The following is a 25313-nucleotide window of genomic DNA, read 5'->3' as shown; positions in this document are numbered from 1 at the left end:
GCGCACCGCTTACTCGCGCACGCCGGCAGCCGCGCGATCCGCCACGACGAGCGCGTCGGCGCACTCCGCGACGACGGTCGCGGGCCACTCCGGGTCGTACGCCGCAGCGGTGGAGATGCGCTCGAACGCCTCGCGCTTCTCCGCCGTCGTGATGATCATCACCGCGCTGCGGGAGAGCTCCGCGATCGTGCCGATGCCGACCGTCAGCCCGTGGCTCGGCACCGCGTCGAGCGAGCCGAACTCGGGGAAGGTGCCGAGGTTGTCGATGCGGGTCTGCTCGGCCAGCCGCACGATCCGGCTGCCGCTGTCGCGGGCCGAACCGGGCGGGTTGAACGCCACGTGCCCGTCGCCGGCGCCGCTCGCGAGCAGGAAGCAGTCGATGCCGCCCGCCTCGCGGAGCAGTTCGTCGTAGGCCTCGGGGTTCGCCGGATCCGGCTGGAGCAGCCGGTCCTCCGGCATCCCCGCGTCGGCCGCGGCCGCGTTCAGCGGGCCGACCACCTCGTCGCGGACGAAGCGGCGGCAGCTGTTGTGCGCCTCGAGGTCGACGTTGCGGAAGCCCGACTCGGTCTCGACCACGTAGTCGTCCATCAGGGCGATGCGCACGTGCGAGATGGCGAGCCCGCGCTCGCGGACCAGGCGCGCGAGCGCGCGGTACGTCGGCAGCGGCGTGCGGCCGCTCGGGCAGCCGAGCACGTAGTCGGCGCCGGCCTCGCGGGCGCGCTCGATGCCGTCGGCGATGCGCTCGGCGACGAACTCGGCGACGGCCTCGGCGTCGGCCAGCACCCGGGTCACGGGGACGGTGGACATGGTTCTCCTCTCGACTGGGGCGCCGGGCGCCCCGATGATTCGATCGCGCGGGCTCAGACGAGCGGGCGCTGCGCCTCGCGGGCCGCCTCGTACGCCGCACGGGCGCGCTGCGTGCTCGACAGCTCCGAGACGGCCGCGACGGGCACGTCCCACCAGCCGCCGCCGTCCGGCGCGGGGATGAGCGGATCGCTCTCGACGTGGATGAGCGTCGCGGTCGGCGAGGCCTTCGCCGCCCGCACCGCCTCGCCCAGCTGCGCGACGACGTCGGCGCCCGGCTCGATGCGGACGACGTCGATGCCGAGGCTCGCCGCGTTCGCCGCGAGGTCCACGGGCAGCGCGCGCTCCGGGTCGACGTCGTTCGCCTCGGCATCCTGATAGCGGTACCGCGTGCCGTAGCGGTCGGTGCCGACCGTGTCGCTGAGCGCGCCGATCGAGGCGTAGCCGTGGTTCTGGATCAGCACGATGATGACCTTCAGCCCCTCGGCGACCGCCGTGACGATCTCCGTGTGCATCATCAGGTACGAGCCGTCGCCGACCATGACGATCACGTCGCGGTCGGGCGCGCCGCGACGCACGCCGAGGCCGCCCGCGATCTCGTAGCCCATGCAGGAGTACGCGTACTCGACGTGGTAGCCGAGGTCGTCGCGCACCCGCCAGAGCTTGTGCAGGTCGCCCGGCAGCGAGCCGGCGGCGCAGACGACGACGTCGCGGGGATCGCTCGCCGCCTGCACCGCCCCGATGATCTCGGACTGCGCGGGCCGCGGTCGGCCGCTCGGGGCGAACGCGGCATCCACCACGCCGTCCCAGGCCGCCTTGCCCTCGGCGAGCGCACCGCGGTACCCCGCGGACGTGGCGTAGCCCGTCAGCTCGGCGCCGAGCGCGGCGAGGCCGGCCCTGGCGTCGGCGACGAGGGGCAGCTCGGTGCCGTGCTTCATCGCATCGAAGCTCGCGACGTTGAGGTTCACGAAGCGCACCCCGGGGTGCTGGAACGCCGAACGCGACGCGGTCGTGAAGTCGCTGTACCTCGTGCCGATGCCGATCACCAGGTCGGCCTCGGCGGCGAGCCGGTTGGCGGTCGTGGTGCCGGTCGCGCCGATCGAGCCCGCGGCGAGCGGGTGGTCCCACGGCAGGGCGCCGACACCGGCCTGCGTCGTCGCGACCGCGATGCCCGTCGCCTCGGCGAAGCGGCGCAGCTCCTCGGCCGCGTCGGAGTAGAGCACACCGCCGCCGGCCACGATGAGCGGGGCCGCGGCGCCGCGGATGGCCGCCACGGCGCGGGCGAGCTCGCCCGGCTCGGGCTGCGGGCGGCGCACGTGCCACTCCCGCTCGCGGAGGAACTCGAGCGGCACGTCGATGAGCTCGGCCTGCACGTCCTCCGGCAGCGAGATCGTCACCGCGCCGGTCTCGACCGGGTCGGTCAGCACGCGCATCGCGCCGAGCGCGGCCGAGAAGAGCTGCTCGGGGCGGCTCACCCGGTCGAAGAAGCGCGAGAGCGGGCGGAACGCGTCGTTCACCGACACGGTCGCGTCGTGCGGCAGCTCGAGCTGCTGCAGCACCGGGTCGGCGACGCGCGTCGCGAAGGTGTCCGAGGGCAGCAGCAGCACGGGCAGCCGGTTGGTGGTGGCGAGCGCCGCGCCCGTCAGCATGTTCGTCGCGCCGGGGCCTACCGAGGCGGTGCAGGCGAAGGTCGCGCGCCGGCGGTGCATCCGGGCGTAGCCGACGGCCTGGTGCACCATCGCCTGCTCGTTGCGCGCCTGGTGGTACGGCATGCGGGCCGGGTCCTCGCGGGCGAGCTGCTTCAGCGCCTGCGCGACGCCGGCGATGTTGCCGTGGCCGAAGATGCCGAAGGTGCCGGCGATCGTGCGTTCGCGGACGTCGCCGTCGACGGTCCACTGATTGGCCAGGAACTCGACGAGGGCCTGGCTCACGGTCATCCGCCGGGTGGCGTTGCGTGCGGTCATGGTCGTGCTCCTTCCGAGGCGGGCGCGAGGTACGGCAGTCGCGGGTCGAGCTCCTGGCCCGCCCAGCTGTCGCGCACCCACGCGTGCGCGGGGTCGTCGCTGATCCGCCAGGCGCGCTCCGGCCCGGGGCCGGCCATGACGTTCAGGTAGTACAGGTCGTAGCCGGGCGCGGCGACGGCCGGCCCGTGGTAGCCGAAGGGCACGAGGGCGATGTCGCCCGTGCCCACCCGGCCGTCGATCTCGATGTCACCGGCCGGGGAGCTCGAGGTGGAGAACAGCCCGAACGGCCGGGCGCCGGCCGGGGCCTCGGCGCCGCGGGTCACGGCCGCCTCGAAGTAGTAGATCTCCTCGAGCTGCGACTCGGCGCCCGGCACGTGCTCGTCGTGCTTGTGCGGCGGGTATGACGACCAGTTCTCGGCCGGGGTGATCACCTCGCAGACGATGAAGCGGCCGGCCGCGAGCGCCTCCGGCGTACCGACGTTGTGCACCTGCCGGCTCGAGCGCCCGGCGCCGCGGAGTTCGACGGGCACCTCCTCGGCGGAGATCCGCCGGGAGGGGTGCCGCTCGTCGCTCGGCGCCTCGGCGACGGCCACCCGGCCGGAGCCACTGAGCGTCGCGGCGGTGCCGACGCCGAGGTAGGCGACGTCGCTCGGCCCGGCGAAGACCGAGGCGCGGCCGCGCAGTTCGAGGTGCTCGCGCCGCCCGTCGGCGTGTTCCAGTTCGAGCGCGAAAGCGCCGGCGAGCGGCACGACGAGGCGCTCGAGCCCGCCGGCGGGGAGAGCCAGCGCGGCGTCGGCGGCGAGCTCGGCCACCCGGAGGCCCGTCCAGCTCCAGCCCTCGACGCGGTCGTCGACGACGGCCTCCCAGGGCCCGTCGGCGAGCTCGCCTCGGCGGTGCAGCCAGCGCGCGCTCATGCCAGGCCTCCGGGGTGCACGAGGCGGGCCGCGGTGTCGATGGCCCGGTGCACGTCGCCGTCCGGCGGGTAGAGCAGGGTGCGGCCGACGACGAGCCCGTGCACGCCCGGCAGTTCGAGCGCGTCGGCCCACGAAGAGTAGGTCTCGTCGGGGCGCTCGCGCGGGTCGCCGCCGAGCAGCAGGGTCGGCAGCGTCGAGGCCGCCATCACGCGCTCCATCTCGGGCACCACGGGCAGCTTCAGCCAGGAGTACGCCGAGCTGGTGCCGAGCCCGGAGGCGATCGCCATCGAGGTGATCACGGCCTCCGCGCTCAGATCGTTGACGATGCGCCCGTCGCGCCAGGAGCTCATGAAGGGCTCGAGCATGATCGGGAGGCGCGCGGCAGCGGCCTGGCCGACCGCCTCGGCGGTGGCCTGCAGGGTCGGCGCGGTGGCCCGGTCGTCGAGGTTCACCCGCACCAGGAGCTTGCCGAAGTCGAGCCGCGAGCGCACCATGGTCGGCACGTCGTAGCCCGTGTAGCGGTCGTCCATCTCGAACGTCGCGCCGCGCAGGCCGCCCCGATTCATCGAGCCGACGACGATCTTGTCGTCGAGGAGGCCGAGCAGGGCGAGGTCCTCGATGACGTCCGGGGTGCCGAGCACGCCGTCGACGCCGGGGTGGCGGAGGGCGATCGCGAGCCGGTCGAGCAGACGGTAGCGGTCGGCCATGGCGAAGTCGTCGTCGCGGACGCCGAGGGCGCCGCGGGCCGGGTGGTCGGCCGCGACGATGAACAGCCGGCGGTCGCCGCGGAGGAGCTGGCGCGAGCGGCGCGCGTCGAGCGCGCGGGCGATGGCGTCGGGGTCGGCGGCGCGCGCCTCGCGGAGCGCCGCGTAGGACTCGGGCGGCAGCCCGCCCGCGGCGGGCTCGGCGGCGATGGTCGGCTCAGGCATCCCGGCTCCCCTCGGCGGCCGCGGCGAGCGCGGTCTCGACCTCGGCGGTCGTCGGCATGGCGGTCGAGCACTCGCGGCGGCCGGCGACGATGGCGCCGGCGGCATTGGCGAAGCGGATGACCCGGTCGAGCGACTCGCCCGCGAGCAGCCCGCGGCACAGCGCGCCGCCGAAGCCGTCGCCCGCACCGAGGCCGTTCACGACCGAGACGAGGTGCGGCGGCACCTCGACCGTCTCGTCACGGGTCTTCGCGAGGACGCCGCGCGGCCCCTGCTTGACCACGGCGAGCTCGACGCCGCGGTCGAGGAGCGCGTCGGCGGCCCGCTGCGGGTCGCGCTCGCCCACGGCGATGTCGCACTCCTCGAGGTTGCCGACGGCGACCGTGACGTGCTCGAGCGCGGCGGACACCTGCTCGCGGGCGAGCTGCTCGTGCTCCCAGAAGACCGCGCGGTAGTCGAGGTCGAGCACGGTGAGCGGCGCGCGGCCGCGAGCGGTCCAGGCGGCGAGGTGCGCCGCGCGGCTCGGCTCCTCGGAGAGCCCCGTCGCCGTCGCCCAGTAGACGCGGGCGTCGCGGATCGCGTCGAGGTCGAGCTCGGCGGCCTCGATGAGGAGGTCGGGCGCGATCGGGTCGCGGTAGAAGTACAGCGGGAAGTCGTCGGGCGGGTAGATCTCGCAGAACGTGATCGGCGTCTTGCGGCCGGACAGGGGCGCGACGAAGCGGGCGTCGACGCCGAGGCGGGTGAGCTCCTGACCCACGAAGCGGCCGAAGGGGTCGTCGCCGGTGCGGGTGACCACGGCGGAGGCGAGGCCGTGCCGGGCCGCCGCGACGGCGACGTTCGTCGCGCTGCCGCCGAGGTACTTGCCGAAGGTCGACACCTCCTCGAGCGGGGTCGCGTCCTGCAGCGGGTACAGGTCGACGCCGACCCGGCCGATGGTCAGGACGTCGAGGGCGGCGTCGGGGGTGGGGTTCATACGGCTGGCGCTCCGGTTTCGAGGGGGAACTTTGTCTTGACAAAGTAACATGAATTACGGATGGTTGAATCAGCAAACTGACCACTGGTCCTGAAACTGGACTAATTGGTCTCATCATGACACGATGACGACGTCCGCGGCACCGAAGGCGACAGCCGGAGACGCACGGGCGTTCCCCCGATTCGGCAGCGATGCCGACCACCCCGCGAGCGGCATCGCTGCCGCTCCGGAAAGGACCACTCATGCCCACCCGTCGAATGCGTCTCACCGGTGCCGCCGCCGCGGTCACCGCACTCGCCCTGGGGCTCGCCGCGTGCAGCGCGCCCGGCGGCTCCCGCACCGCGCCCGCCGCCCCGGTCGAGGAGATCACCGCCCCCGTCACCCCGGAGCAGGTCGCCGAGCTCGGCGAGGTCACGCTCAGCGTCTGGGCCGACCAGGGCGAGCAGGACTTCATGGACCAGCTCGTGCCCGCCTACGAGGCGGAGTTCCCGAACGTCACCGTCGACATCCAGTTCAAGAGCTTCAACGACCTCACCGCGACGGTCCTGAACGCGATGAACTCGGCGGACGCCCCCGACGTCGCCCAGGGCAACCAGGGCTGGGCCACCGACGGCGCGCTCGTGAAGGCCGGCCTCATCCGCCCGCTCGACGACGTCGCCGACGCCTACGACTACCGCGACGCCGCCGGCGACGCCATCACCCAGCTGCAGTGGTCCGAGGACGGCTCCGCGTTCGGCGAGGGCGCGGTGTACGGCATGTCGCCCGACAACCAGATGGTCGGGCTGTTCTCGAACCGCGAGAAGCTCGCCACGCTCGGCCTCGGCACCCCGACGACCCTCGACGAGCTCGAGGCGGCGTTCGCCGCCGCCAAGGCCGCCGGGCAGACCCCGCTCGTGCTCGGCAACGCCGACAAGGCCTCCGCGATGCAGACCTTCTCGATCCTGCAGGGCGCGCTCACCCCGGCGGCCGACACCCGCGCGTGGATCACCGGCGCGAAGGACGCCGACTTCGCCGTCGACTCCAACCGCGAGGCGCTCGACCGCTTTGCCGAGTGGGTCGCGAAGGGCTACGTCTCCGCCGGCTACGACGGCACGAGCCCCGACGACGCCGCGGCGGCGTTCGCCTCGGGCGAGGGCGTCTTCTTCATCGGCGGCAACTGGTACGCCGGCGCGATCTCCGACGGCGCCGCCTTCGACTTCACCCCCGGCCTCTCCGACGGCGACTACGCCTCCAGCGGCTCCTTCGGCATGCCGTGGCACGTGAGCTCCAAGTCGGATGCGACCCTCGCGGCGATCGCCTTCGTCGGCATGGTGAACTCCCCCGAGTCCGCCGAGCTCCTCGCCGGCACCCACCGGGTGCCGATCCAGCCGGTCGAGGCCGCGGGCGACGACGCGATGTTCGCGGCGCTGCTCGACGCCTCCGCCACCCAGCTCGACGGTGCGGGCCCGCTCTACTGGTACGACTGGGCGACCGACACGATGTTCGACACCTTCACGGGCGGCCTGCAGGAGGTGCTCGCCGGACGAGAGAGCGCCGACGCGCTGCTCGAGCGCGTGCAGTCCGACTGGGTCGACTTCCACACCGACTGACCGCGACCGGGGGCGGGCCGATCGCGGCCCGCCCCCGGCATCCACCCGGAGACTCCTCGATGACGACCCTCTCGCCCCCGCGCCCGGGCCCCGCCCGGGCCACCGGCAGCGCCCCGCGCCGCCGGCCGCTCCTCCGCCGCTATGACTGGGACGCGTACCTCTACCTCGTCCCCGCCTTCGCGTTCTACCTGGTCTTCCTCGTCCGCCCCGTCGTGGAGTCGATCTGGATCGCGCTGTTCGACTGGGACGGCATCACCGCGAGCGAATGGGTCGGCGTCGACAACTTCGCCGACGTGCTCGCCGATCCGCAGATCTGGCAGGCGACGCTGCACTCCCTCGTCTTCGTGGTCTTCTACGCCCTCCTGCCGACCGCGCTCGCCCTCGTCTTCGTCGGCGCGATCGCCCGCATCCGGGTGCGCGGCCTCGCCGCGTTCCGCGCGCTGCTGTTCGTGCCGTACATCCTCTCGACCGTCGTCGTCGCGATCTCCTGGCGCTGGATCTTCGCCGAGACCGGGCCGCTGAACACCGCGCTGCGCGCGATCGGGCTCGACGGGCTCACCCGCACCTGGCTCGGCGACTTCACCACGGCGCTGCCCTCGGTCGGCATCATCGGCACCTGGGTGATGTTCGGCCTCGCCTTCGTGCTGTTCGTGAGCGGCCTGCAGAACATCCCCGCCGAGCAGTTCGAGGCCGCCCGCCTCGACGGCGCCGGGCCCGTGCGCGAGTTCTTCGCGGTCACCCTCCCCGCGCTCCGCGGCGAGATCCAGGTCGCGCTCGTGCTGATGATCACCGCGGCGCTGCGCAACTTCGACATCGTCTGGAACACCACCGCCGGCGGCCCGGGCACCTCGACCACGGTGCCCTCCTACTTCATCTACCGCGAGGCCTTCGTCACCCACCAGGTCGGCCGCGCCTCGGCCATCGCCGTCGTGCTGACGCTGCTCATCTTCGCCATCGTCGGCGCGGTGATGTGGCTCACCCGCGACCGCGACGACGCCGCACCCCGAGGAGGGACCCGATGAGGATCCGCCGCTCCGAGCAGCTCATGGGTCACCTGCTGCTCATCGTCGGCGCGCTGCTCGCGCTGCTCCCCTTCCTCTCCATCGTCCTGCTCGCGCTCACGCCGTCCGGCGAGCGCACGGGCGGGGGCGGCCTGCCGTCGAGCCTCACGCTCGAGAACTTCGCGACCGCGTGGACGCGGGGCGGCTTCGGGCAGGCGCTCTGGTCCTCGCTCGTCGTGGCCGTCGCGGTCGTGCTCGGGGCGAGCCTCGTCTCGGTGCTCGCCGGCTACGCGTTCTCCACCATGCGCTTCCCCGGGCGCTTCGTGCTGCTCGGCATCCTGCTCGTCGGCCTCGTGATGCCGTACGAGGGCATCATCGTGCCGCTCTACTACCTGCTCGAGGGCATGGGCCTGCTGAACACGTACTGGGCGCTCATCCTGCCGCAGATCGCCACCTCGGTCTCGCTCGGCGTGCTGTGGATGCGCACCGCCTACGCGAACGTGCCGCGATCGCTCGGCGAGGCGGCCTCGATCGACGGGGCCGGCCGCTGGGCGACGCTCTGGCGCGTGTACGTGCCGGTCTCCGCGCCCGCGATCGCGACCCTCGGCACGCTGCTCTTCCTCTACACGTGGAACGAGTTCCTGATGGCGCTCGTGCTCGTGCCGCAGAACCCCGACGTGCAGACCGCGCCGCTGGCCCTCTCCTTCTTCGCGGGCAGCACGCGCAACTTCGACCCCTCGGTGACGGCGGCCGCGGCCGTCATCGTCGCGCTGCCGATCCTCGTCGTCTACGCGATCTTCCAGCGCCGCTTCATCACGGGCGTCGTGGCCGGGGCGGTGAAGGAGTGAGCGGGGTGCCCGGCTGCACGCGCCGGCCCGGCTTGACCGGTGGCCACCCGCTCAGGAGAATCGGGGCGGGGAGGCGGCCACGATGAGCGAACACGCGACCGCGACGGCGGCGCCGCGCCAGCTCGGGCGCACCGCGGCCCGGGCCAGGGACGCGATCCGCGAGCTCATCGAGGCGGGCGTCTTCGAGCCGGGGCAGAAGCTGCCCGGCGAGCGCGAGCTCGCCGAACGGGTCTCGGTCAGCCGAGTCGTGCTGCGCGACGCCCTCGCCTCGCTCGAGCGCGACGGGCTGCTCGAGAGCTCCCCCTGGCGCGGCTGGTTCGTCACGGCCCCGCACATGGCGGAGCGGGTCGCCCTGCAGTCGTTCACCGAGATGGCGCTCGCCCGTGGGCTGCGTCCCGGGGCGCGGGTGCACCGCAGCGAGGTGCGCCCCGCGAGCCTCGGCGAGGCGGGCAGTCTCGCCCTCGCCCCGGCCTCCCCCGTGCTCGAGGTGCACCGGGTGCGCACCCTCGACGAGGTGCCGATCTGCTACGACGTGTCGATCATCCCGGCGCAGCGGGCGGTGGGGCTCGAGCCCGAGATGCTCGAGGACGCCTCCCTCTACGGCACGCTCGAATCGGTGTGCGGACTGCGCGTGGTGCGCAGCGACTACACGGTGCGCGCCGAGGCCGCCGACGAGGCGATCGCCGCCGCGCTCGGCATCGCAGCGGGCGCCCCGGTGCTCGTCGGCGAGGAGACCGCCTCGGAGCTCTCCGGCACGCCGGTGCTGCTCGGCCGGGTCACCTACCGGCACGACGCGTACGAGTTCCAGGCGACGCTCTACCGGCCGAACTGAGCCTCGCGGCGGCTGCGTCGGCCGCCCCCAGGAGTTCGGGCGGGCCGAGCAGCTCGAACGGCCGCTCGAACTGCAGCAGGCGCGCGAGCACACCCGCCCACGACCAGGAGCCGAGCGCCAGCCGGCAACGGCCGTCGGCCGCCTCGATCAGCTCGCCCGGTTCCAGCCAGGGCGCGAGCTCGGATGCCTCGGCGCGCACCACCGCCTCGCCGATGCAGGGCCACGCCGACGTGGCCCCGCTGCCCGCGTTCGCGCTGCCCGCGGCCACGTCGCGGCGCTCCACCGCCCCGCGGAAGCGCGCGGTCAGGAACGCCAGCGCATCGCCGTGCGGGATCCGTCGCGGCGCGAAGCGGGCCCCGTGCGGCGCGCGCGGCGCCATCCGGTCGAGCCGGTACACCCGCCAGTCCTCCCGCTCCAGGTCGAAGGCGACGAGGTACCAGCGGCCGTCACGGGCGACGAGCTCGTGCGGCTCGACGCGGCGCGACGGGCCGCCGTCGGCCTCGACACCGTCGCCGCGCCGGTAGTCGAAGCGCAGCACCCGGCGTTCTCGCACCGCCTCGCTGACGGCGAGGATCACCTCGGGGTCCGTGCGCACGGCGCTCGGCTCGTGCGCGAAGCGCAGCCCGTCGACGCGGTGCCGGAGCCGCGAGGGCAGCACCTGCCGCACCGTGGCGAGCGCCCGTTCGGCCGCCTCCTCGATCGCCGCGCCGCCGCCCGCGACCGAGCTCAGCGCGATCGCGAGGGCGACGGCCTGTTCGTCGTCGAAGCGGAGCGGCGGCAGCTCCTCCCCCGCGGCGAGCCGGTAGCCGCCGTCGGGGCCCATCGTCGCGGCCACCCGGTAGCCGAGCTCGCGCAGCCGCTCGACGTCGCGGCGGATCGTGCGGGTGCTGACCTCGAGCCGCCCGGCCAGCTCGGCGGCCGGCCACTCTCGTCTCGCCTGCAGCAGGGAGAGCAGCGAGAGCATGCGCGCCGAGCCATCCGTCATGCCATCCAGTCTGCGCCAGGTCGCGGACATTCCGTGTCCTCGACTGCGGGAACACTGGCCGTAGGCGGCCCGACCGAGCCGCCACGACCGAGAGGAACGGCGATGAGCCTCGTCACCACCACCCACCTGAACTTCCGCGACGGCCGCGCCCGCGCGGCGCTCGAGCACTACCACCGCGTGTTCGGCGGCGAGCTCGCGCTCACCAGCTACGGCGAGCTCGGCATGCCCGCCGGCGCCCCCGACGCCGAGCGGATCGTCTTCGGCAGCGTCACGAGCCCCGACGGCTTCCGCGTTATGGCCTACGACGTGCCCGGCGATGCCGGGCCGGCGGATGCCTCCCCCACCGCGACCCGGCGCGAGCACGGCGCGACCCTCACGGACCGCCCCTTCTTCCTGTCGCTCCGGGCCGCCTCGCTCGCCGAGGCGGAGCGCGCCTGGGACGGACTCGCCGAGGGGGCGACGATCGTCGAACCGCTCGCGGCCTCGGCCTGGTCGCCGGGCTTCGGCATGCTCGCCGACCGCTTCGGCGTCACCTGGGTGATCGACGTCGCGGGCTGAGCGGCACGCCGAACGGCCCCGGCCCGCGATCGTCGCGGGCCGGGGCCGTCGTGCCGCTCGTACGGGCGGGTGCGCGTCAGGCGCGGACGAGCTCGCCGTCGGCGGTCGTCGCCTCGCCCTCGCCGGCCACGTCGGGCTGCTGCAGGCGCGGCAGGATCAGCACGCAGACGATCATCACGGCGGCGGTGACCGCGGGGATCAGCGCGATGAAGAAGACGTCGCCGCCGGTCGCCTCGAGGATCGCCGTCGCCGCGATCGGCGCCAGGCCGCCGCCGATGACCGCGGCCAGGTGGTACGAGAGCGAGGCGCCCGTGTAGCGGGTGTCGGTGGTGAACAGCCGAGCCACGTCGGAGGCGAGCACGCCGTACGCCGCGCCGACGAACACCATCGAAACGCCGACCGAGACGTACAGGCCCCACGGCGGCACCGCCGCGGCCAGGTAGAACGAGGGGAACGCCCAGAGCAGCAGCGCGACGGCGGACACGACGTTGATGCGCTTCGTGCCGATCCGCACGCTGAGCACCGCGGCGATCACGATGAACACGCCCTCGACCACCGCCGCGATGAGGTTCGCCGGCAGCGACACCGCCGAGGACAGCCCGACGGAGTCCGTCGCGTACACGAGCATGAAGCTCGTCATCAGGTAGTAGGTGAGGAACACGGCGGCGAAGGAGCCGATGCCGACGAGCAGGTGCGGGGTCTGGAAGCGGAACAGTTTCACGATCGGCACGGAGCCGCTGCGCTCCTGCTTCGAGAGGGCGGCGAACTCGGGGCTCTCCGCGACCTTCGAGCGGATGATGAAGCCGATCGGGATGAGCACGATCGAGGCGAGGAACGGAATGCGCCAGGCCCACTCCTGCATCGCCTCCTGACCGAACGCGGCGTTCACCGCGAGGGTCATCGAGGTCGCGAGCACGAGGCCGATCGGGGAGCCGAGCTGGGCGAAGGAGCCGAACAGCGCCTTCTTCTCCGGCGGCGCGTGCTCGACGCCGATGAGGGCTGCGCCGCCCCACTCGCCGCCCGCCGCGAGGCCCTGGCAGAGCCGCAGGGCGACGAGGAGCACCGGCGCGGCCGCGCCCCAGGCGTCGTAGCCCGGCAGCAGGCCCATCGCGAACGTCGCGACGCCCATCATCAGGAGGGTGATGATCAGCGTCTTCTTGCGGCCGATGCGGTCGCCGATGTGGCCGAAGATGATCGCGCCGAGCGGGCGGGCGACGAAACCGACGCCCATCGTCGCGAAGAGGATCAGGACGCCCGTGAGCGGCGAGACCTCGGGGAAGAAGACGACGTTCAGCGCCAGGGCCGCGGCCTGCGCGTAGACGAAGAAGTCGTACCACTCGATCGAGGTGCCGATCACGGCCGCCGCGGCGACGCGGCGCATCGAGGTGGGTTGGGAGGTGGTGGGGGAGGTGGTGCTCATTGCTGATGCTCCTTCGCATAGCCATCGGTGGTGTCGGATTCTCGGGCGCGCGCCGAACGGGAGCCGGGATCGCCGATGCCGCCGCCGCCTCCGGTCAGCACCTCGATCCGGTCTCCGCGGTCGAGCGTGCCGCTGAACACGGCGGTGATCGGCTCGACGCGGCCGTCGGCCCGCGTCAGCCGGAAGCGGCCGACCGCGCCCGGTTCGCCGCCGGCGAGGCCGGGCGCGCCGCTGCGGTGCCGGTCGGCGTAGCCGGCGATCTGCACACCGTCGGCGAGTGCCTCGTAGACCCGGCGGATGCCGAGGCCGCCGCGGTGCTCGCCGTCGCCGCCGCTCGACTCGACGAGCGAGTACTCGGTGATCGCGAAGTGCGAGTAGTCGGTCTCGAGCGACTCGATGGGCGCGTTGGCGCAGTTCGAGATGGGATTGTCGAGCGCGTCGGCGCCGTCGTGCCCCTGGCATCCGCCCCAGCCGCCACCGAGGATCTCGACGACGACCTGGTAGTCGCCCGTCGCGGCGAGGTGGCTGATCGCGAAGGCGGTCGTCGTGTCGAAGCCGGTGGCGACCGCGGCCTCAGGCACCGCCTGACCCATCGCGCTCACGACGACGTTGAAGACGCGGCTCGCCGGCGTGAGCCGGGCGCGCACGGCGGCCGGCGGTGCCGGGTTCAGGATCGAGCCGTACTCGGTGAGCACGGTGATCGGCCGGTTGCAGCCCTCGTTGAACGGGATGTCGGTGTCGCTGATCATGCAGCGGATCGCGCTCTGCACCGCGGACACCGTCGAGGCGTACGGGCAGTTCACGTTGCCGACCACCTGCGGCCCGCTGCCGCGCAGGTCGACGACGATCTCGTCGCCGGCGACCGTCAGCACGACCTCGACGGGGATGTCGCCGGCGCCCCAGGGGGAACCGTCGACGAAGTCCGCCGCGCGGTACTCGCCGTCGGGGATCGCCCGGATCGCGCTGCGGAAGCGGCGCTCGGCGTAGTCCTGCAGCTCGTCCATCGCCGCGAGCGTCGGCTCGAGCCCGTACCGCGCCGCGATCTCGGCGAAGCGCTGCTGAGCGATGCGGTTCGCGGCGAGCTGCGCCTCGAGGTCGCCGATGACGAGGTCGGGCACCCGCACGGTCGCCTCGATGATGCGCCGCACGAAGCCGCGCTCGCCCCAGTCCCGGCTGAGCGAGAAGGTCGAGACGGGCAGGCGCAGCCCCTCCTGGTAGATCTCGGTGGCGTCAGCGCTGAGGCCGGCGTAGGCGCCGCCGACGTCGACGTGGTGCGCCGTGGTCGCGGCGAAGCCGACGAGCGAGCCGTCGAGGAAGATCGGGTTGAACAGGTAGATGTCCTGCAGGTGCTGCCCGCCCTTGTACGGGTCGTTGTAGAGGATCGCGTCGTCCTCGGTGAGGGCGTCGACGTCGAGCTCGGCGAGCGCGTGCTGCAGGGCGATGGCGACGCCCGCGGTCATGATCGGGATGCACTCCGCCTGCGCGACGATCGCGCCGCGGCGGTCGGCGAGGGCGACCGAGAAGTCGCGCGCCTCGCGCACGATCGAGGAGAACGCGGCGCGGCGGAGGTTCACCGCCATCTCGCGGGTGAGCGACTCGAAGGCCGACTTGAAGAGGCCGAGTTGGTGCTGCTGGGTCATGCGGCGCTCCGTTCCAGGAGGAGGTTTCCGTGCTCATCGATCTCCGCCAGCCAGCCGGCGGGCACGAGCGTGGTCGAGGTGTCGTCGGCGACGACCGCGGGCCCCTGCACCGGGGCGGACATGCCGCCGCGGTGCAGCACCGGGGCGTCCCGGCGCTCGCCGTCGACGAGGATCGAGGTCGTGCCCGCCGGAGTGTCGTTCGCGGCGGTCTGCACCGCGGCGACGGGCGGCTTCTCGCCGGTGAGCCGAAGGCGCACCGTGACGAGCTGCGCGGCGCGCTGTTCGCTCGAGTGGCCGAACTGGCGGTGGTGCGCGGCGTGGAAGCCGGCGAGCAGCTCGCGCGCCTCGTCGCCCGGCGTGAACGGCACCGCGAGTTCGAAGCCCTGGCCGCGGTAGCGGATGTCGGCGAGCCAGCTCGCGACGAGCCCGTCGGCGGCGACGCCGGTCGCGGCGATCTCGGCGCGCGCGGCGGCCTCGATCTCGCGGCAGGCGGCCGCGAGCTCGGCGGCGGAGACTGCGGCGAGGTCGGGCTGGAACCAGGTGACCGAGAAGTCGCGCTTGAAGGAGGCCGTGAGCAGGCCGTAGGCGGAGGTGAGCCCCGCGTGCGGCGGGACGAGCACCCGGTCGATGCCGAGCTCCTCGGCGACCGAGGCGGCGTGCAGCGCGCCCGCCCCGCCGTAGGCGATGAGCGCGGCGCCGTCCAGCTCGTGCCCGCGCTCGAGCGAGACCTCGCGGATCGCGCCGGCCATCGTGACGTCGGCGAGCTGCAGCGCGTCGGCGGCGACCTGCTCGACGGAGCGCCCGAGGGCGGCGGCGAGCGGCTCGAAGGCGGCGCGCGCGGCGTCCCGGTCGAGCTCGAAGCGGCCGGCGAGCCGGGCCCCGGCGGGCATGGCGCCGACGAGGAGGTTCGCGTCGGTGATCGTGGGTCGGCTGCCGCCGCGGCCGTAGCACGCCGGGCCGGGGTCGGCGCCGGCGCTCTCCGGGCCGACCGAGAGCAGCCCGCCGGCGTCGATGTGCACGATGCTCCCGCCGCCCGCGCCGACGGTGTGGATGTCGACGAGCGGCACGCGCAGCGGCAGCCCGTCGACGACGGTCCCCGTCGCGAGCTCGGGCTCCTCGCCCTCGACGAAGGAGACGTCGGTGCTGGTGCCGCCCATGTCCATGGTGACGATGCGGTCGACGCCGGCCGCGGAGGCGATCGTGACCGCCCCGCTCACCCCGGCGGCGGGCCCGCTGAGCAGCATCGTGACCGGCCGGGAGATGGCCGCCTCGGGCGGGACGATGCCGCCGTTGGACTGCATGACCGCCATCGAACGGATGCTCCGCTCGGCGACGTGCGCGCGCAGGTTCTCGAGGTACGCCCCGACCCGGGGGCGGATGAAGGCGTCGACCACGGTCGTCGTCGTGCGCTCGTACTCACGGAACTCGCGCACGACCTCGTGGCTGAGCGAGACCGGCAGGCCGAGCCCGGCGGCCTCGATGGCCGCGGCGATGCGGCGCTCGTGCTCGGGGTTGGCGTAGGCGTGCAGCAGGCAGACCGCGATCGCGGAGACGCCGGCCTCGACGAGCGTCGCGACGGCGCGGGCGACGCCCTCCTCGTCGAGGCCGCGGAGCACCTCGCCCTCGGCCGACACGCGCTCGTCGACCTCGACGATGTGGCGGCGGGCGACGAGCGGCTCGGGCTTGGTGTAGCCGAGGTCGTACATCCGGGTGCGGTCCTGGCGCTGCAGGAAGACGAGGTCGCGGAAGCCCTTCGTGGTGATGAGGCCGATCGGGCCGCCCTTCCGCTCGAGCAGGGCGTTGGTGGCGACCGTGCTGCCGTGCAGCAGCTCGGCCCCGTCGACGAGCTCGTCGGGAAGGCCGCCGAGGCCCTCGAGCACGGCGAGCGAGGGGTCCTCGGGGGTGGAGAAGACCTTGTTCGTCGCGACGATCCGTCCGACGTCATCGACGACGACGACATCCGTGAAGGTGCCGCCGCATTCGATTCCGATGCGCATGGTGTTCCTCTTGCTTTCTGTGGGGGTCAGTAGCTCGGCGGCGACATGAGCCACACGGCGACCGCGCGGCCGCCGTCGGCCTCGCGCGCCCGGTGCGGCGTCGACGACGCGTAGGAGATGCTGTCGAGCGGGCCGAGCACGTGGGTCTCGGTGCCGATGGTGACCTCGAGCCGGCCGCTCACGACGAGCAGGGTCTCCTCGGAGTCGCCGTGGGCGTAGAGCTCGTCGCCGGTCGTGCCGTGCGCGTCGAACTCGCCGATGAACGATTCGAGCTGGGTGTTCGTGGTCGGCGTGATGCGCACTTTGCGCGCGCCGATGCCGTAGGGGTTGAAGTTCGCCGAGGCGTGCCGGTGCACGGAGAGCTGGCGGCGCTCGTTGAAGAGGTCGCCGACGGGCATCTCGAGGGCGGCGCAGATGCGTTGCAGGGTGGCGATGCTCGCGCTCGCCCGGTCGCGCTCGAGCTGGCTCAGGAAGCTCTCGCTGATGTTCGCCTCGGTCGAGACGCTCGCGAGGGTCTTGCGCAGCACCCGTCGGCGTGAGCGCAGGCGTTCGCCGACGGTGTGGGTGTTCGGGAGCTCGTTCTCCGGCATGGCCACGAACGTACAGCAGAGTTCACACCCACGCAAGAAGACTTGAATATTGGTTCAGAAAACTTTACAGTCGAGGGGCAACGACGAGGTATGTGAAGGGCGGACCCCACGTGATCAACGGTGAATTCGGCTTCTGGGCGAACCGGAACGAACCCATCCGAGCCGATCCGCTGCGCGAATCCGGGACCGCCGATGTCGTGATCGTGGGCGGCGGGTACACGGGCCTCTGGACCGCCCTCGCCCTGCACGCGGCCGACCCCTCGCTCGACCTCGCGGTGCTCGAGGCCGAGCAGTTCGGCTTCGGCGCATCCGGTCGCAACGGCGGATGGCTCTCCTCGAAGCCCGTCGGGATGCGCCGCGTGCTCGCGCGCGGCAGCGGCCGCGAGGCCGTGCTCGACGTGGAGCGACGCCTGCTCGAGACCATGGAGACCGTCGTCGACGAGTTCGCCGCCGAGGGCGTCGACATCGGCGCCGAGCGCGGAGGCTGGATCCAGGTCGCCCGCACCGCCCCCGAACTCGCCCGCCTGCAGTCGAGCCTCGCCGGCCATCGCTCGTGGGGCCTCGGCGAGGAGCACGTGCGCCTCGTCGACGGCGACGCACTGCGCGAGCGCATCGACATCCACGACGCCGTCGGGGCCCTCGTCTCCCCCGACTGCGTGCGCGTCGACCCGTTCCTGCTGCTGCGCGGAGTGTTCGAGCGGGCGCGGGCGGCCGGCATCCGCCTCTACGAGCGCTCCCGCGTCACCGCCGTCGAACCCGGCGCGGTCCGTGTCGGCGCGCTCGAGCTGCGTGCGAAGCGGATCGTCCTCGCCACCGAGGGCTACACCGCCGCCCTCGCCGGTCGCGGTCGCGAGATGCTACCGCTGAACAGCGCCATGATCGCGACCCGTCGGCTCGACGACGCCGAGTGGGCGCGGATCGGCTGGGACCTGGCGGCCGGGCTGTCCGGCTCCGCGCACACCTACTTCTACGGCCAGCGCACGCCCGACGGCCGCATCATCATCGGCGGGCGCGGCAAGCCGTACCGCTTCGGCTCCGGCTTCGACGATCGCGGCCAGGTCGACCGCGGCACGGTCCGGGCGCTCGAGGCGATCGTCGAGGACCTCTTCCCCGGCCTCGGCGCCGAGGCGGAGTACGCCTGGTGCGGGGTGCTCGGCGTGCCCCGCGACTGGACGCCGTTCATCGACTGGGACTCCGGCAGCGGCATCCTCCAGCTCGGCGGCTACGCCGGCCAGGGGGTGACGGCGGCGCGGCTCGCGGCCGACGCGGCGGCCGCGCTCCTCACCGGCAGCGAGGACCCGATCGCCCGCATCCCGTGGGTCAGGCAGCGCCCCCGGCGCTGGGAGCCGGAGCCGCTCCGCTGGATCGGGGCGAACGGCCTCTACCGCGCGTACTCCGTGGCCGACTGGGTCGAGCAGCGTTCCTCGAGCCCGCGCACCTCCGTGATCGCGAAGGTCGCGGACGTCATCGCCGGGCGCTGACGGTCCCGCGGTCAAGCCCTCCCGGCGCCCGCGAGGATCGCGTAGATTCCGCCGCATGACGGTACTCACCCTCGAGACCCTGCTCGCCCTCGAGCACGACGGCTGGAACGCGCTCTGCAGCGCGCGCGGCGGGCGTTTCTACGGCGGACTGATGACGGCGGAAGCCGTGATGGTGCTCGTGAACGGCATGGTCCTCGACCGCGACGCGGTCGCCACCTCGCTCGACGGGGCGCCGCCCTGGGCCGAGTACGAGCTCACCGAGCCTCGGCTCGTACCGATCAGCGACGACTCGGCGGCGCTCGTCTACCGGGCGCAGGCGACGCGCGATGGCGATGCCGAACCGTTCACCGCGCTGATGACGAGCGTGTACGCACTCCGCGACGGGCGGCCCCGGCTGGCGCTCTACCAGCAGACGACCATCACGCACTGAGCCCCGGCGGGCAGCGCCTCACGACTCGCGCCGCGAGCCGCCGTCCGGATCGCGCCGGCCGAGCACGCGGCGCCACCAGCCGCGCTTCGGCGGCGTCTCGGGCTCGGGCGAGGCCGCGGGCTGCTCGCCCTTCCAGATCAGGTAGGCGAGGTACGGGTCGTCCTCGGGGTTCGTCGGCGGCGGCGCATCGCGACGTCGTCTGATGCCCATCGTCGCGCCTCCCCGTCAGCCCCGGTCCCCGAGTCCTTCCAGTGTCCGACATCCACCCGGGAACTCCCCCAGAGCGGCGGACGAGCGGCCGCGTTCGACGGACGTCAGCCGGTCAACGGCAGTTCGGAGGTGGGGATGAACTCGACGGTCACCTGCGCGAGATCGACGCCCGCCGCCTCGAGCGCCGTCGCGAGCTCGGCGGTGTCCGGAGCCGGCGGCCGCCCCGAGACCTGGAGCCTCGCGCGCTCGCCGTCGGAGTCGAGCCGTTCGATGACGAGGTCGTTCGCCGCCGCCCAGGGCTCGGCGGCCTGCCGGACCGCGTACTGGAGCAGCTCCTGCTGCGTGAAGCGCACGGAGGTCGCCGTCAGCGGCACCGCGATGAGCGCCAGCGTCACCAGGGTCACGGCGATCGCCCGCCCGTTGGAGTGCTTCGGACCATCCGCCGCGCCCGCCGCCGGCCGCACCCGTTCGACGAGCTGGCCCGCCCCCGCGATCCGGTACCCGGCGAGCACGATGACGCCCGTCGCGATGATGGCCGCCACGTTCGTGGCGAACAGCAGCAGCGCGCCGAGCGCCTCGTCCGGCGCACCGGACTCGAGCGTCAGCCCGACGGTCGCGAGCGGCGGAACCAGCGAGATCGCGATGGCGACGCCGGGGAGCGTGTCCGACACGTCCCGCCGCACGAGCGCGATGGCGCCGACGGCTCCGGTGGCCAGGGCGGCGAGCATCGCGATGAGCCCGGGGCTCACCCGGCTCGCGATCTCGCCGTCGGTCGAGGCGACGACCGGCGCGGCCACGAGCAGGCCGACGAGGTAGCCCACGGCGATCGCCGCCGCGGCGCCGCCCAGGACGAACGCCCAGGAGCGGACGAGGTTGCGCCGGTCGCCGATCACCGTCGCAAGCACGGTGCCGAGGATCGGGGTCATCAGCGGGGCGACGATCATCGCGCCGATCACCGTGGCCGCGGAATCACCGACGAGCCCCGCGGCGGCGATCACCGCCGACAAGCCGAGCAGCAGCCAGAACCGGCTGGCCTTGCGACCGGCCTCCTGGCCGTCGAAGAACACCGCCTCACGCATCTCGGCGACGCTGTTCACCGCCACCCCCGTCCCCCCGGCGATTGGCTCCGAGTATCGCGGAGCCGCGCACGCCGGCACAAGAGGCGAACGGCGCGGCGCCCTATCGGTACCGCGCGGCCACCGGGCAGTCGAAGGGGTCGCGGGCGGCGAGCCCGACTCGGTTGAGGTAGGCGATCACGATCGCGTACGAGCGCCACATCGACGTCTCGGTGTACGGCACGTCGTGCGTCCGGCAGTACTCGCGCACGATCTCCCGGGTCTGGGCGAGGTGCATCCGGGACATGCTCGGGAAGAGGTGGTGCTCGACCTGGTAGTTGAGACCACCGTAGAGCCAGGTCGCCCACCAGCCGCCGCGGATGTTGCGCGAGGTGCGCACCTGCTTCTGGAAGAAGTCGAGCTTCGCGTCGGGGGCGATCACCGGCATGCCCTTGTGGTTCGGCGCGAAGGAGGCCCCCATGTACACGCCGAACACGGCGAGCTGCACGCCGACGAAGGCGAACGCCATCCCGAGCGGCAGCACGAGGAACACGGGCACGAGCACGACCGCGAGACGCGCGGCGATGATGGCGAGCTCGGTCCAGCGGCCGGGCACCGGGCCGCGGCCGAAGAGGTAGCGGAGGCTCTGGTAGTGCAGGTTGAGGCCTTCGAGCGTCAGCAGCGGGAAGAACCACCAGCCCTGCTTGCGGGTGAGGAGGCGGCGCAGGCCACGGGCGTTCGCGGCATCCTCGTCGAGGAAGGAGATCGTGTCGACCTCGATGTCGGGGTCCTTGCCGACGCGGTTCGGGTTGGCGTGGTGCCGGCTGTGTTTGCTGTCCCACCAGCCGTAGCTCATGCCGACGAGGCCGGCGAGCACCCTCGCGAGCCGGTCGTTGGCCGGCCCGGAGGCGAGGATCTGTCGGTGCGCCGCCTCGTGCGCGAGGAACGCCAGCTGCGTGAACAGCACGCCGAGCGCTCCGGCGATGAGCAGCTGGTACCAGCTGTCGCCGAGCAGGACGAAGCCGGCGACCGCTCCGCCGAAGGCGAGCGCGATGGCCGCGCCGACGAGGCCGTAGAACCACGGCGTGCGGCGGAGGAGCCCGGTCTCGCGGACGATCTGGGAGAGCTGGCTGTAGGCCCGGGCGATCGGCGGGAAGTCGCCGGCTCGGGCGTAGGTCTGTCGGACGGGGCCGAGCACGGCCTCCTGGACGATGGGGATGGTCGGCATGGGGGCTGCCTGTCTGTGCTGGGCCGCGAGTCTTCGGCCGTGGAGCCAAAGGCGGGTGCCCATCGCTGTTCCCACGCTAGGCGGCGGACCATGCCGCTGCCTGCATACCTCCCGTGACTGTGCTGGGAGTGGACGGCCGGCCCCGCCTCGGGCGGGGCCGGCCGAGAGCCTCAGAGGCCGCGGATGTTCGTGGCCTGGAGGCCCTTCTGACCCTGCTCCACGTCGAACTCGACGCGCTGGTTCTCGGTCAGCTCGCGATAGCCGCTGCCGGTGATCGCGCTGAAGTGCGCGAACACGTCGGCGGAGCCGTCGTCGGGAGCGATGAAGCCGAAGCCCTTTTCCGTGTTGAACCATTTGACGATGCCGGTGGCCATGACGTCATTCCTTCGTTGTCTGGGACCACGGGTGTGATCCGTGAATCCGCGGCGACGGCGCCGCCGCGGGGCTTTGGTGCGCCGGGCGAGGTGATCGCCGGCGGAGTGGATGCCTGCAGGGGACGCCGCTTCGAGGGCGAGGAAGGCCGCATCGAGCGAGTCGCAGCGGGCCACGGCGCGGCCGATCGCGTCGGAGACGAGGAAGGCGTCGCCGTCGGCCACGACGTGCCCGGCGTACTCGCCGTCACGCGTGGCGCTGTGCACGTCGTGATCGGCTTGCCGCCAGTGCAAGCGAGGGGACGAACTGGTGAAGAGCAGAGAGATGAGAACGATCGTTTCGATACGGCGGCCGGCGTGACGTCGACGTCAGCGGCTGCGGGAAGCTGAGGATGCGCTCCAAGCGCGGTGGTGGAATCGGGACGCGTGGAACGCGACGGTGCTCGAAGATGACGGGCACTCGGGCGTGACGACCGGTTCGGCTGCACGGTGCATCACTGCGTCCCAGTGTACGCGATCCGACTGAGAGATCCAGTGGCGCGGCCGGTCACCCCTCGCGCAGGCGGTGCAGCAGCGCAGCGAGCGCAGCGCGGACGGTCGCCGCGACGACCTCGGCGGGATCGCCGTCGAAGTGGTGCTCGCCGATGTCCGCCTCGCCGTCGAGGGCGACCGCGACGTAGACGGTGCCCGCCGGCCGCCCCTCCTCCTCACCTGGGCCGCCCACCCCCGTCACCGCGACGGCGGCATCGGCGCCGAGCCGCTCGCGGGCGCCGGTCGCCATCTGCTCGGCCGCCCGGGCGGTGACGACCGGCCCGGGCGCCACCCCGAGCAACTCGAACTTCACGGATGCCTCGTACGCCACGATCGATCCCGCGAACCATTCGCTCGCGTCATCCGCCTTGCCGAGCGCGACCGCGATCGCGCCGCTCGTCAGCGATTCCGCCGCCCCGATGCGCAGCCCGCGCCGACCGGCCTCCGCGGCGACCGCCTGCGCCAGCTGCTCGATCTCGTCGTCCGTTCCGTTCCGTTCCGGCATTCCGCTCCTCCCGTTCCCCAGCACCGTCCCGCACGGGATCGGATCGCGTCAACCCCCTCGCGCGGGCACCCGGCAGCCGCAATGCGCAGCGAGCAGGACGGCACGCGCAGCCGCGAGCGAGCGACTTCAATACAACTGGAGAAAAACGGTACGGTCGGCACCATGGGAACGCTGTACTACGGGGATTCGCAGACCCCGATCGGGATCGAGGATCGCGCCCTCGCGCACCTGAAGATCGTCCTGACCACCAAGCTGCGCCGCAACGAGAGCTTCACCCTGTCCTGGCGGCACCCCGACGACGAGCCGCGCGGGCGCGAGACGCTCTGGCTGCACCCGGCCATCCCGCTGCGCTTCGTCTTCACCGAGCCTGAGCGCCCCGAGCTCAACGCCCGGTGGCTCGAGGACCTCATGCGCTCGGCGAACAGCACGGGCGGCATCGAGCTCGTGCCGGAGCACCTGGACCCCGAGCCCATCCCGGTCGACACGAGCCAGCCCGTCCGTGTCGGCGCGGACGTGCAGGACGTGGAGCCGGCACAGGACTAGCCAGCGTCAGAGGCCCCGGCGGCCCAGGCTCCGAGCGACGACAGGATGACCTCGAGCCCGAACTCGTAGGCGTGCTCGGGGTCGTGGGCACTCCCCCGCGGCTCGCCCGCGGCCGAGCCGATCCGGGACGCGAGCGGATACGCGTCGTCCGTGACGAGTTCGGAGAGGATCGGGCCGGCGACCGCCCACCAGCCGCGATCGTCGAGGCCGCTGGCCGCGCGGCTTCGTTCGGCGGCGAGGGCGTCCGCGGCATTGGCCCGCACGAACGACAGCACGAGGGTGAGCGCGTCGTCGATCGCCAGGTCCGAGAGCCCGGATCCTGCGAACGCGCCCAGCTCGTGCTCGTACTTGGCGAGCTGCCCCGGTCCGAGCGGCGGGCGGAGCGTCGACAGCTCGGCGGCCCACGGGTGCGCCAGGTAGAGCGCCCGGTTCGCGTCGGCGAGCACCCGGACTCGCGCGCGCCAGTCGGCGCCGCCGTACGGCGTCCGGGGCATCCCCTCGTACACGCGGTCGAGCATGAGGTCGACGAGCTCGGCGCGGCCGGGCACATAGCGGTACAGGCTCATCGGCTTCGTCGCGAGCCGCTCGGCCAGCCGGCGCATGGTGAGCGCAGTCATCCCCTCGGCGTCGGCGAGCTCGATGGCCGCCTCGACCACCCGATCGACGCTCAAGGTCGGGCGCGGACCCGGCCGGGCCGCCGGCCGGGCGAGTCGGGCGCGCCAGAGCAGGCGGATCGACGCGGCGGGATCACCGGCGCTCGTGCCGGTGCGGTCGTCGGGCATACGGCCATTCTCCCCCGGCGCCGATCAGCGGGTCACATCTGCTCGTGCCATCCGCCCGCCACCATCGTCTGGAAGCGCCAGCCTTCGGCCGTGCGCACCAGCAGATCGCCGTAGCGCATCTGCTGGGTGCGCCCGCCGAGCTCGAAGCTGGCGTCGGTGACGACGAAGCAGAGCGCCGGCGAGAGGAAGATCGGATGCCTCGTCGAGTGCATCGTCAGTTCGGCGGAGTTCGCGCCGACCACCTCGCGCATCTGCGCCAAGTACCGTTCCCGGTCGCAGGCCGAGGCGATGCCGTAGCCGTCGGCGTCGTCGGTGACTTCGTTGATCGGGAAGGCGGCGAGGTCCGCCATGCCGTTCAGGTCGCTGGCGGCGACCCGCTCGTCGTAGCGGTCGAACCAGGCGAGCACCTCGGCGAGCTGCTCGGCGGTCGCGTCGCCGCCTGCGGCGGCAGCGGCGATCTCGTGCGTTTCTGTGGTCGTCATGCGTGGTGCTCTCTTTCCGGTCCAGGTCGCGTTCTCAGTGCGCGATCCGTTGAAACGCGTACAGTGTACCCAGTTATTCCGTCGGTGCGGAAGTTCGGGTACTCGACGGGTCGCGCAGGCGCCCACTCGGCGACGCCCCGCGCGTGACGCTCGCGAAGCACCCGGCTCGCTGCGCCGACCCTGTCGTGGCGGCACCCCGACGATGAGGCGCGGGGCCGAGCCCGCGCAGGACTCGTCAGCCGCGCTCGGCCCGATTCGCCCGCTCGACGAGCGAGCCGCCCCGGAATTCGAAGACCCGGTCCGCGAGCGCTTCGACGTCCGCCGGTTGGTGACTCGTGAAGACGATCGCCGTACCCCGGGCCCGTTCCTCACGCAGGATGCTGCGCACGAGCTCGACCCCGCCGGCGTCCAGGGCGTTGAAGGGCTCGTCGAGGAGCAGCACCGCTGGACGCTCGAGGAGGGCCTGCGCGAGCGACAGCCGTTGCCGCATGCCGAGGGAGAACGTCCGCGCGCGCTTCCGGCCCGCGTGCAGCCCGACCCTTGCGAGGGTGGCACGCACCTCGGTCCGACCGACCTCGCCGCGGATCGCCGCGAGCCTGATCAGGTTGTCCTCCGCACTCAGGCCGGGCAGCACCGCGGGCCCGTTGATGCACC

26 protein-coding genes are annotated in these 25313 nt (G+C 73.1%); 8 read left to right on the top strand and 18 right to left on the bottom strand.

What is annotated here, in order from left to right:
• Nucleotides 1–9: 9 nt before the first annotated feature.
• The 5 genes from QSJ60_RS06360 to iolC are packed head-to-tail and all read right to left on the bottom strand — an operon-like array spanning nt 10 to nt 5581.
• Complete coding sequence (locus QSJ60_RS06360; RefSeq protein WP_285463059.1) at nt 10–807, bottom strand: 6-phosphogluconolactonase; 798 nt, start codon at nt 805–807, stop codon at nt 10–12.
• 53 nt (nt 808–860) lie between these two features.
• Nucleotides 861–2768 carry a 3D-(3,5/4)-trihydroxycyclohexane-1,2-dione acylhydrolase (decyclizing) gene (iolD, locus tag QSJ60_RS06355; protein WP_285463058.1) on the bottom strand — a complete coding sequence of 636 codons (1908 nt, stop codon included), beginning with the start codon at nt 2766–2768 and terminating at the stop codon, nt 861–863.
• Nucleotides 2765–3682, bottom strand: coding sequence for a 5-deoxy-glucuronate isomerase (iolB, locus tag QSJ60_RS06350; protein WP_285463056.1), 918 nt, complete (start codon nt 3680–3682; stop codon nt 2765–2767). The genes iolD and iolB overlap by 4 nt, the downstream gene beginning before the upstream one ends.
• Entirely contained in the window at nt 3679–4611 is a 933-nt protein-coding gene (locus QSJ60_RS06345; RefSeq protein WP_285463055.1) for a Cgl0159 family (beta/alpha)8-fold protein, read from the bottom strand. Before QSJ60_RS06345 ends, iolB begins: the two co-directional genes overlap by 4 nt.
• Complete coding sequence (gene iolC, locus QSJ60_RS06340) at nt 4604–5581, bottom strand: 5-dehydro-2-deoxygluconokinase (RefSeq protein WP_285463054.1); 978 nt, start codon at nt 5579–5581, stop codon at nt 4604–4606. Before iolC ends, QSJ60_RS06345 begins: the two co-directional genes overlap by 8 nt.
• A 242-nt stretch (nt 5582–5823) precedes the next feature.
• On the opposite strand from iolC, the gene QSJ60_RS06335 reads away from it, so the two are divergent.
• From QSJ60_RS06335 to QSJ60_RS06320, 4 genes are all read left to right on the top strand, one after another.
• Nucleotides 5824–7170 (top strand): ABC transporter substrate-binding protein, encoded by a 1347-nt coding sequence (locus QSJ60_RS06335; RefSeq protein ID WP_230764162.1) that lies wholly within the window; start codon nt 5824–5826, stop codon nt 7168–7170.
• Between the two features lie 59 nt (nt 7171–7229).
• Complete coding sequence (locus QSJ60_RS06330) at nt 7230–8192, top strand: carbohydrate ABC transporter permease (protein ID WP_285463053.1); 963 nt, start codon at nt 7230–7232, stop codon at nt 8190–8192.
• The gene (locus QSJ60_RS06325; protein ID WP_230764158.1) at nt 8189–9019 is read left to right on the top strand and encodes a carbohydrate ABC transporter permease; all 831 of its coding nucleotides are present in this window, start codon (nt 8189–8191) and stop codon (nt 9017–9019) included. Before QSJ60_RS06330 ends, QSJ60_RS06325 begins: the two co-directional genes overlap by 4 nt.
• A gap of 82 nt (nt 9020–9101) precedes the next feature.
• On the top strand, nt 9102–9851 hold the full coding sequence (locus QSJ60_RS06320; protein ID WP_285463052.1) for a GntR family transcriptional regulator: 750 nt from the start codon (nt 9102–9104) through the stop codon (nt 9849–9851).
• Here the strand turns inward: QSJ60_RS06320 and QSJ60_RS06315 are convergent.
• Nucleotides 9796–10836 (bottom strand): helix-turn-helix transcriptional regulator, encoded by a 1041-nt coding sequence (locus tag QSJ60_RS06315; protein WP_285463051.1) that lies wholly within the window; start codon nt 10834–10836, stop codon nt 9796–9798. The two genes, QSJ60_RS06320 and QSJ60_RS06315, sit on opposite strands and share 56 nt — an antisense overlap.
• Before the next feature lie 102 nt (nt 10837–10938).
• On the opposite strand from QSJ60_RS06315, the gene QSJ60_RS06310 reads away from it, so the two are divergent.
• Nucleotides 10939–11394: a VOC family protein gene (locus tag QSJ60_RS06310; protein WP_285463050.1), complete on the top strand. Its 456-nt coding sequence runs from the start codon at nt 10939–10941 to the stop codon at nt 11392–11394.
• Nucleotides 11395–11470: 76 nt separating this feature from the next.
• On the opposite strand, the gene QSJ60_RS06305 is transcribed toward QSJ60_RS06310, so the two are convergent.
• From QSJ60_RS06305 to QSJ60_RS06290, 4 genes are read right to left on the bottom strand one after another with little or no spacing between them, the layout of a single operon-like run.
• Nucleotides 11471–12814 carry an MFS transporter gene (locus QSJ60_RS06305; protein ID WP_285463049.1) on the bottom strand — a complete coding sequence of 448 codons (1344 nt, stop codon included), beginning with the start codon at nt 12812–12814 and terminating at the stop codon, nt 11471–11473.
• On the bottom strand, nt 12811–14454 hold the full coding sequence (locus QSJ60_RS06300; RefSeq protein ID WP_285463048.1) for a hydantoinase B/oxoprolinase family protein: 1644 nt from the start codon (nt 14452–14454) through the stop codon (nt 12811–12813). Before QSJ60_RS06300 ends, QSJ60_RS06305 begins: the two co-directional genes overlap by 4 nt.
• Nucleotides 14451–16451 carry a hydantoinase/oxoprolinase family protein gene (locus QSJ60_RS06295; protein ID WP_285463047.1) on the bottom strand — a complete coding sequence of 667 codons (2001 nt, stop codon included), beginning with the start codon at nt 16449–16451 and terminating at the stop codon, nt 14451–14453. Before QSJ60_RS06295 ends, QSJ60_RS06300 begins: the two co-directional genes overlap by 4 nt.
• Before the next feature lie 26 nt (nt 16452–16477).
• The gene (locus QSJ60_RS06290) at nt 16478–17041 is read right to left on the bottom strand and encodes a helix-turn-helix domain-containing protein (protein ID WP_189083636.1); all 564 of its coding nucleotides are present in this window, start codon (nt 17039–17041) and stop codon (nt 16478–16480) included.
• Nucleotides 17042–17133: 92 nt separating this feature from the next.
• Here QSJ60_RS06290 and QSJ60_RS06285 point away from each other — a divergent pair, with 92 nt between their 5' ends.
• Nucleotides 17134–18522: an NAD(P)/FAD-dependent oxidoreductase gene (locus QSJ60_RS06285; RefSeq protein ID WP_285463046.1), complete on the top strand. Its 1389-nt coding sequence runs from the start codon at nt 17134–17136 to the stop codon at nt 18520–18522.
• Nucleotides 18523–18577: 55 nt separating this feature from the next.
• Complete coding sequence (locus tag QSJ60_RS06280; RefSeq protein ID WP_285463045.1) at nt 18578–18952, top strand: nuclear transport factor 2 family protein; 375 nt, start codon at nt 18578–18580, stop codon at nt 18950–18952.
• Between the two features lie 18 nt (nt 18953–18970).
• On the opposite strand, the gene QSJ60_RS06275 is transcribed toward QSJ60_RS06280, so the two are convergent.
• The 5 genes from QSJ60_RS06275 to QSJ60_RS06255 all read right to left on the bottom strand — a co-directional run bounded on the left by QSJ60_RS06275 (nt 18971) and on the right by QSJ60_RS06255 (nt 22852).
• The gene (locus tag QSJ60_RS06275) at nt 18971–19162 is read right to left on the bottom strand and encodes a hypothetical protein (RefSeq protein ID WP_230764146.1); all 192 of its coding nucleotides are present in this window, start codon (nt 19160–19162) and stop codon (nt 18971–18973) included.
• Between the two features lie 104 nt (nt 19163–19266).
• Nucleotides 19267–20259 carry a DUF389 domain-containing protein gene (locus QSJ60_RS06270; RefSeq protein ID WP_230764144.1) on the bottom strand — a complete coding sequence of 331 codons (993 nt, stop codon included), beginning with the start codon at nt 20257–20259 and terminating at the stop codon, nt 19267–19269.
• Between the two features lie 82 nt (nt 20260–20341).
• Nucleotides 20342–21445 (bottom strand): fatty acid desaturase family protein, encoded by a 1104-nt coding sequence (locus QSJ60_RS06265; RefSeq protein ID WP_285463044.1) that lies wholly within the window; start codon nt 21443–21445, stop codon nt 20342–20344.
• Nucleotides 21446–21615: 170 nt separating this feature from the next.
• Nucleotides 21616–21819 carry a cold-shock protein gene (locus tag QSJ60_RS06260; protein ID WP_189083631.1) on the bottom strand — a complete coding sequence of 68 codons (204 nt, stop codon included), beginning with the start codon at nt 21817–21819 and terminating at the stop codon, nt 21616–21618.
• Nucleotides 21820–22363: 544 nt separating this feature from the next.
• Nucleotides 22364–22852 (bottom strand): CinA family protein, encoded by a 489-nt coding sequence (locus QSJ60_RS06255; protein ID WP_285463043.1) that lies wholly within the window; start codon nt 22850–22852, stop codon nt 22364–22366.
• A 162-nt stretch (nt 22853–23014) separates the two neighbouring features.
• Between QSJ60_RS06255 and QSJ60_RS06250 the strand changes: the two genes are divergently transcribed.
• Nucleotides 23015–23395 carry a DUF7882 family protein gene (locus QSJ60_RS06250; protein WP_285463042.1) on the top strand — a complete coding sequence of 127 codons (381 nt, stop codon included), beginning with the start codon at nt 23015–23017 and terminating at the stop codon, nt 23393–23395.
• On the opposite strand, the gene QSJ60_RS06245 is transcribed toward QSJ60_RS06250, so the two are convergent.
• From QSJ60_RS06245 to QSJ60_RS06235, 3 genes are all read right to left on the bottom strand, one after another.
• Nucleotides 23392–24177 (bottom strand): TetR/AcrR family transcriptional regulator, encoded by a 786-nt coding sequence (locus QSJ60_RS06245; RefSeq protein WP_285463041.1) that lies wholly within the window; start codon nt 24175–24177, stop codon nt 23392–23394. The genes QSJ60_RS06250 and QSJ60_RS06245 overlap by 4 nt on opposite strands.
• A gap of 32 nt (nt 24178–24209) precedes the next feature.
• Nucleotides 24210–24659: a hypothetical protein gene (locus QSJ60_RS06240; RefSeq protein ID WP_285463040.1), complete on the bottom strand. Its 450-nt coding sequence runs from the start codon at nt 24657–24659 to the stop codon at nt 24210–24212.
• Between the two features lie 235 nt (nt 24660–24894).
• Nucleotides 24895–25293, bottom strand: coding sequence for an ATP-binding cassette domain-containing protein (locus QSJ60_RS06235; RefSeq protein WP_285463039.1), 399 nt, complete (start codon nt 25291–25293; stop codon nt 24895–24897).
• Nucleotides 25294–25313 lie beyond the last annotated feature (20 nt).

Origin of the sequence: Agromyces sp. NBRC 114283 (assembly GCF_030268405.1) — a bacterium.
GTDB classification, from domain to species: Bacteria; Actinomycetota; Actinomycetes; order Actinomycetales; family Microbacteriaceae; genus Agromyces; species Agromyces mediolanus.
Note: the sequence above shows the minus strand (reverse complement) of the source record. Positions and strands in the feature narration are given on the sequence as shown.

Bases quoted from the DNA above. Each gene is read 5' to 3' on its own strand.
- QSJ60_RS06360 (WP_285463059.1), bottom strand. From the start codon at position 807: ATGTCCACCGTCCCCGTGACCCGGGTGCTGGCCGACGCCGAGGCCGTC.
- iolD (WP_285463058.1), bottom strand. From the start codon at position 2,768: ATGACCGCACGCAACGCCACCCGGCGGATGACCGTGAGCCAGGCCCTC.
- iolB (WP_285463056.1), bottom strand. From the start codon at position 3,682: ATGAGCGCGCGCTGGCTGCACCGCCGAGGCGAGCTCGCCGACGGGCCC.
- QSJ60_RS06345 (WP_285463055.1), bottom strand. From the start codon at position 4,611: ATGCCTGAGCCGACCATCGCCGCCGAGCCCGCCGCGGGCGGGCTGCCG.
- iolC (WP_285463054.1), bottom strand. From the start codon at position 5,581: ATGAACCCCACCCCCGACGCCGCCCTCGACGTCCTGACCATCGGCCGG.
- QSJ60_RS06335 (WP_230764162.1), top strand. From the start codon at position 5,824: ATGCCCACCCGTCGAATGCGTCTCACCGGTGCCGCCGCCGCGGTCACC.
- QSJ60_RS06330 (WP_285463053.1), top strand. From the start codon at position 7,230: ATGACGACCCTCTCGCCCCCGCGCCCGGGCCCCGCCCGGGCCACCGGC.
- QSJ60_RS06325 (WP_230764158.1), top strand. From the start codon at position 8,189: ATGAGGATCCGCCGCTCCGAGCAGCTCATGGGTCACCTGCTGCTCATC.
- QSJ60_RS06320 (WP_285463052.1), top strand. From the start codon at position 9,102: ATGAGCGAACACGCGACCGCGACGGCGGCGCCGCGCCAGCTCGGGCGC.
- QSJ60_RS06315 (WP_285463051.1), bottom strand. From the start codon at position 10,836: ATGACGGATGGCTCGGCGCGCATGCTCTCGCTGCTCTCCCTGCTGCAG.
- QSJ60_RS06310 (WP_285463050.1), top strand. From the start codon at position 10,939: ATGAGCCTCGTCACCACCACCCACCTGAACTTCCGCGACGGCCGCGCC.
- QSJ60_RS06305 (WP_285463049.1), bottom strand. From the start codon at position 12,814: ATGAGCACCACCTCCCCCACCACCTCCCAACCCACCTCGATGCGCCGC.
- QSJ60_RS06300 (WP_285463048.1), bottom strand. From the start codon at position 14,454: ATGACCCAGCAGCACCAACTCGGCCTCTTCAAGTCGGCCTTCGAGTCG.
- QSJ60_RS06295 (WP_285463047.1), bottom strand. From the start codon at position 16,451: ATGCGCATCGGAATCGAATGCGGCGGCACCTTCACGGATGTCGTCGTC.
- QSJ60_RS06290 (WP_189083636.1), bottom strand. From the start codon at position 17,041: ATGCCGGAGAACGAGCTCCCGAACACCCACACCGTCGGCGAACGCCTG.
- QSJ60_RS06280 (WP_285463045.1), top strand. From the start codon at position 18,578: ATGACGGTACTCACCCTCGAGACCCTGCTCGCCCTCGAGCACGACGGC.
- QSJ60_RS06275 (WP_230764146.1), bottom strand. From the start codon at position 19,162: ATGGGCATCAGACGACGTCGCGATGCGCCGCCGCCGACGAACCCCGAG.
- QSJ60_RS06265 (WP_285463044.1), bottom strand. From the start codon at position 21,445: ATGCCGACCATCCCCATCGTCCAGGAGGCCGTGCTCGGCCCCGTCCGA.
- QSJ60_RS06260 (WP_189083631.1), bottom strand. From the start codon at position 21,819: ATGGCCACCGGCATCGTCAAATGGTTCAACACGGAAAAGGGCTTCGGC.
- QSJ60_RS06255 (WP_285463043.1), bottom strand. From the start codon at position 22,852: ATGCCGGAACGGAACGGAACGGACGACGAGATCGAGCAGCTGGCGCAG.
- QSJ60_RS06250 (WP_285463042.1), top strand. From the start codon at position 23,015: ATGGGAACGCTGTACTACGGGGATTCGCAGACCCCGATCGGGATCGAG.
- QSJ60_RS06245 (WP_285463041.1), bottom strand. From the start codon at position 24,177: ATGCCCGACGACCGCACCGGCACGAGCGCCGGTGATCCCGCCGCGTCG.
- QSJ60_RS06240 (WP_285463040.1), bottom strand. From the start codon at position 24,659: ATGACGACCACAGAAACGCACGAGATCGCCGCTGCCGCCGCAGGCGGC.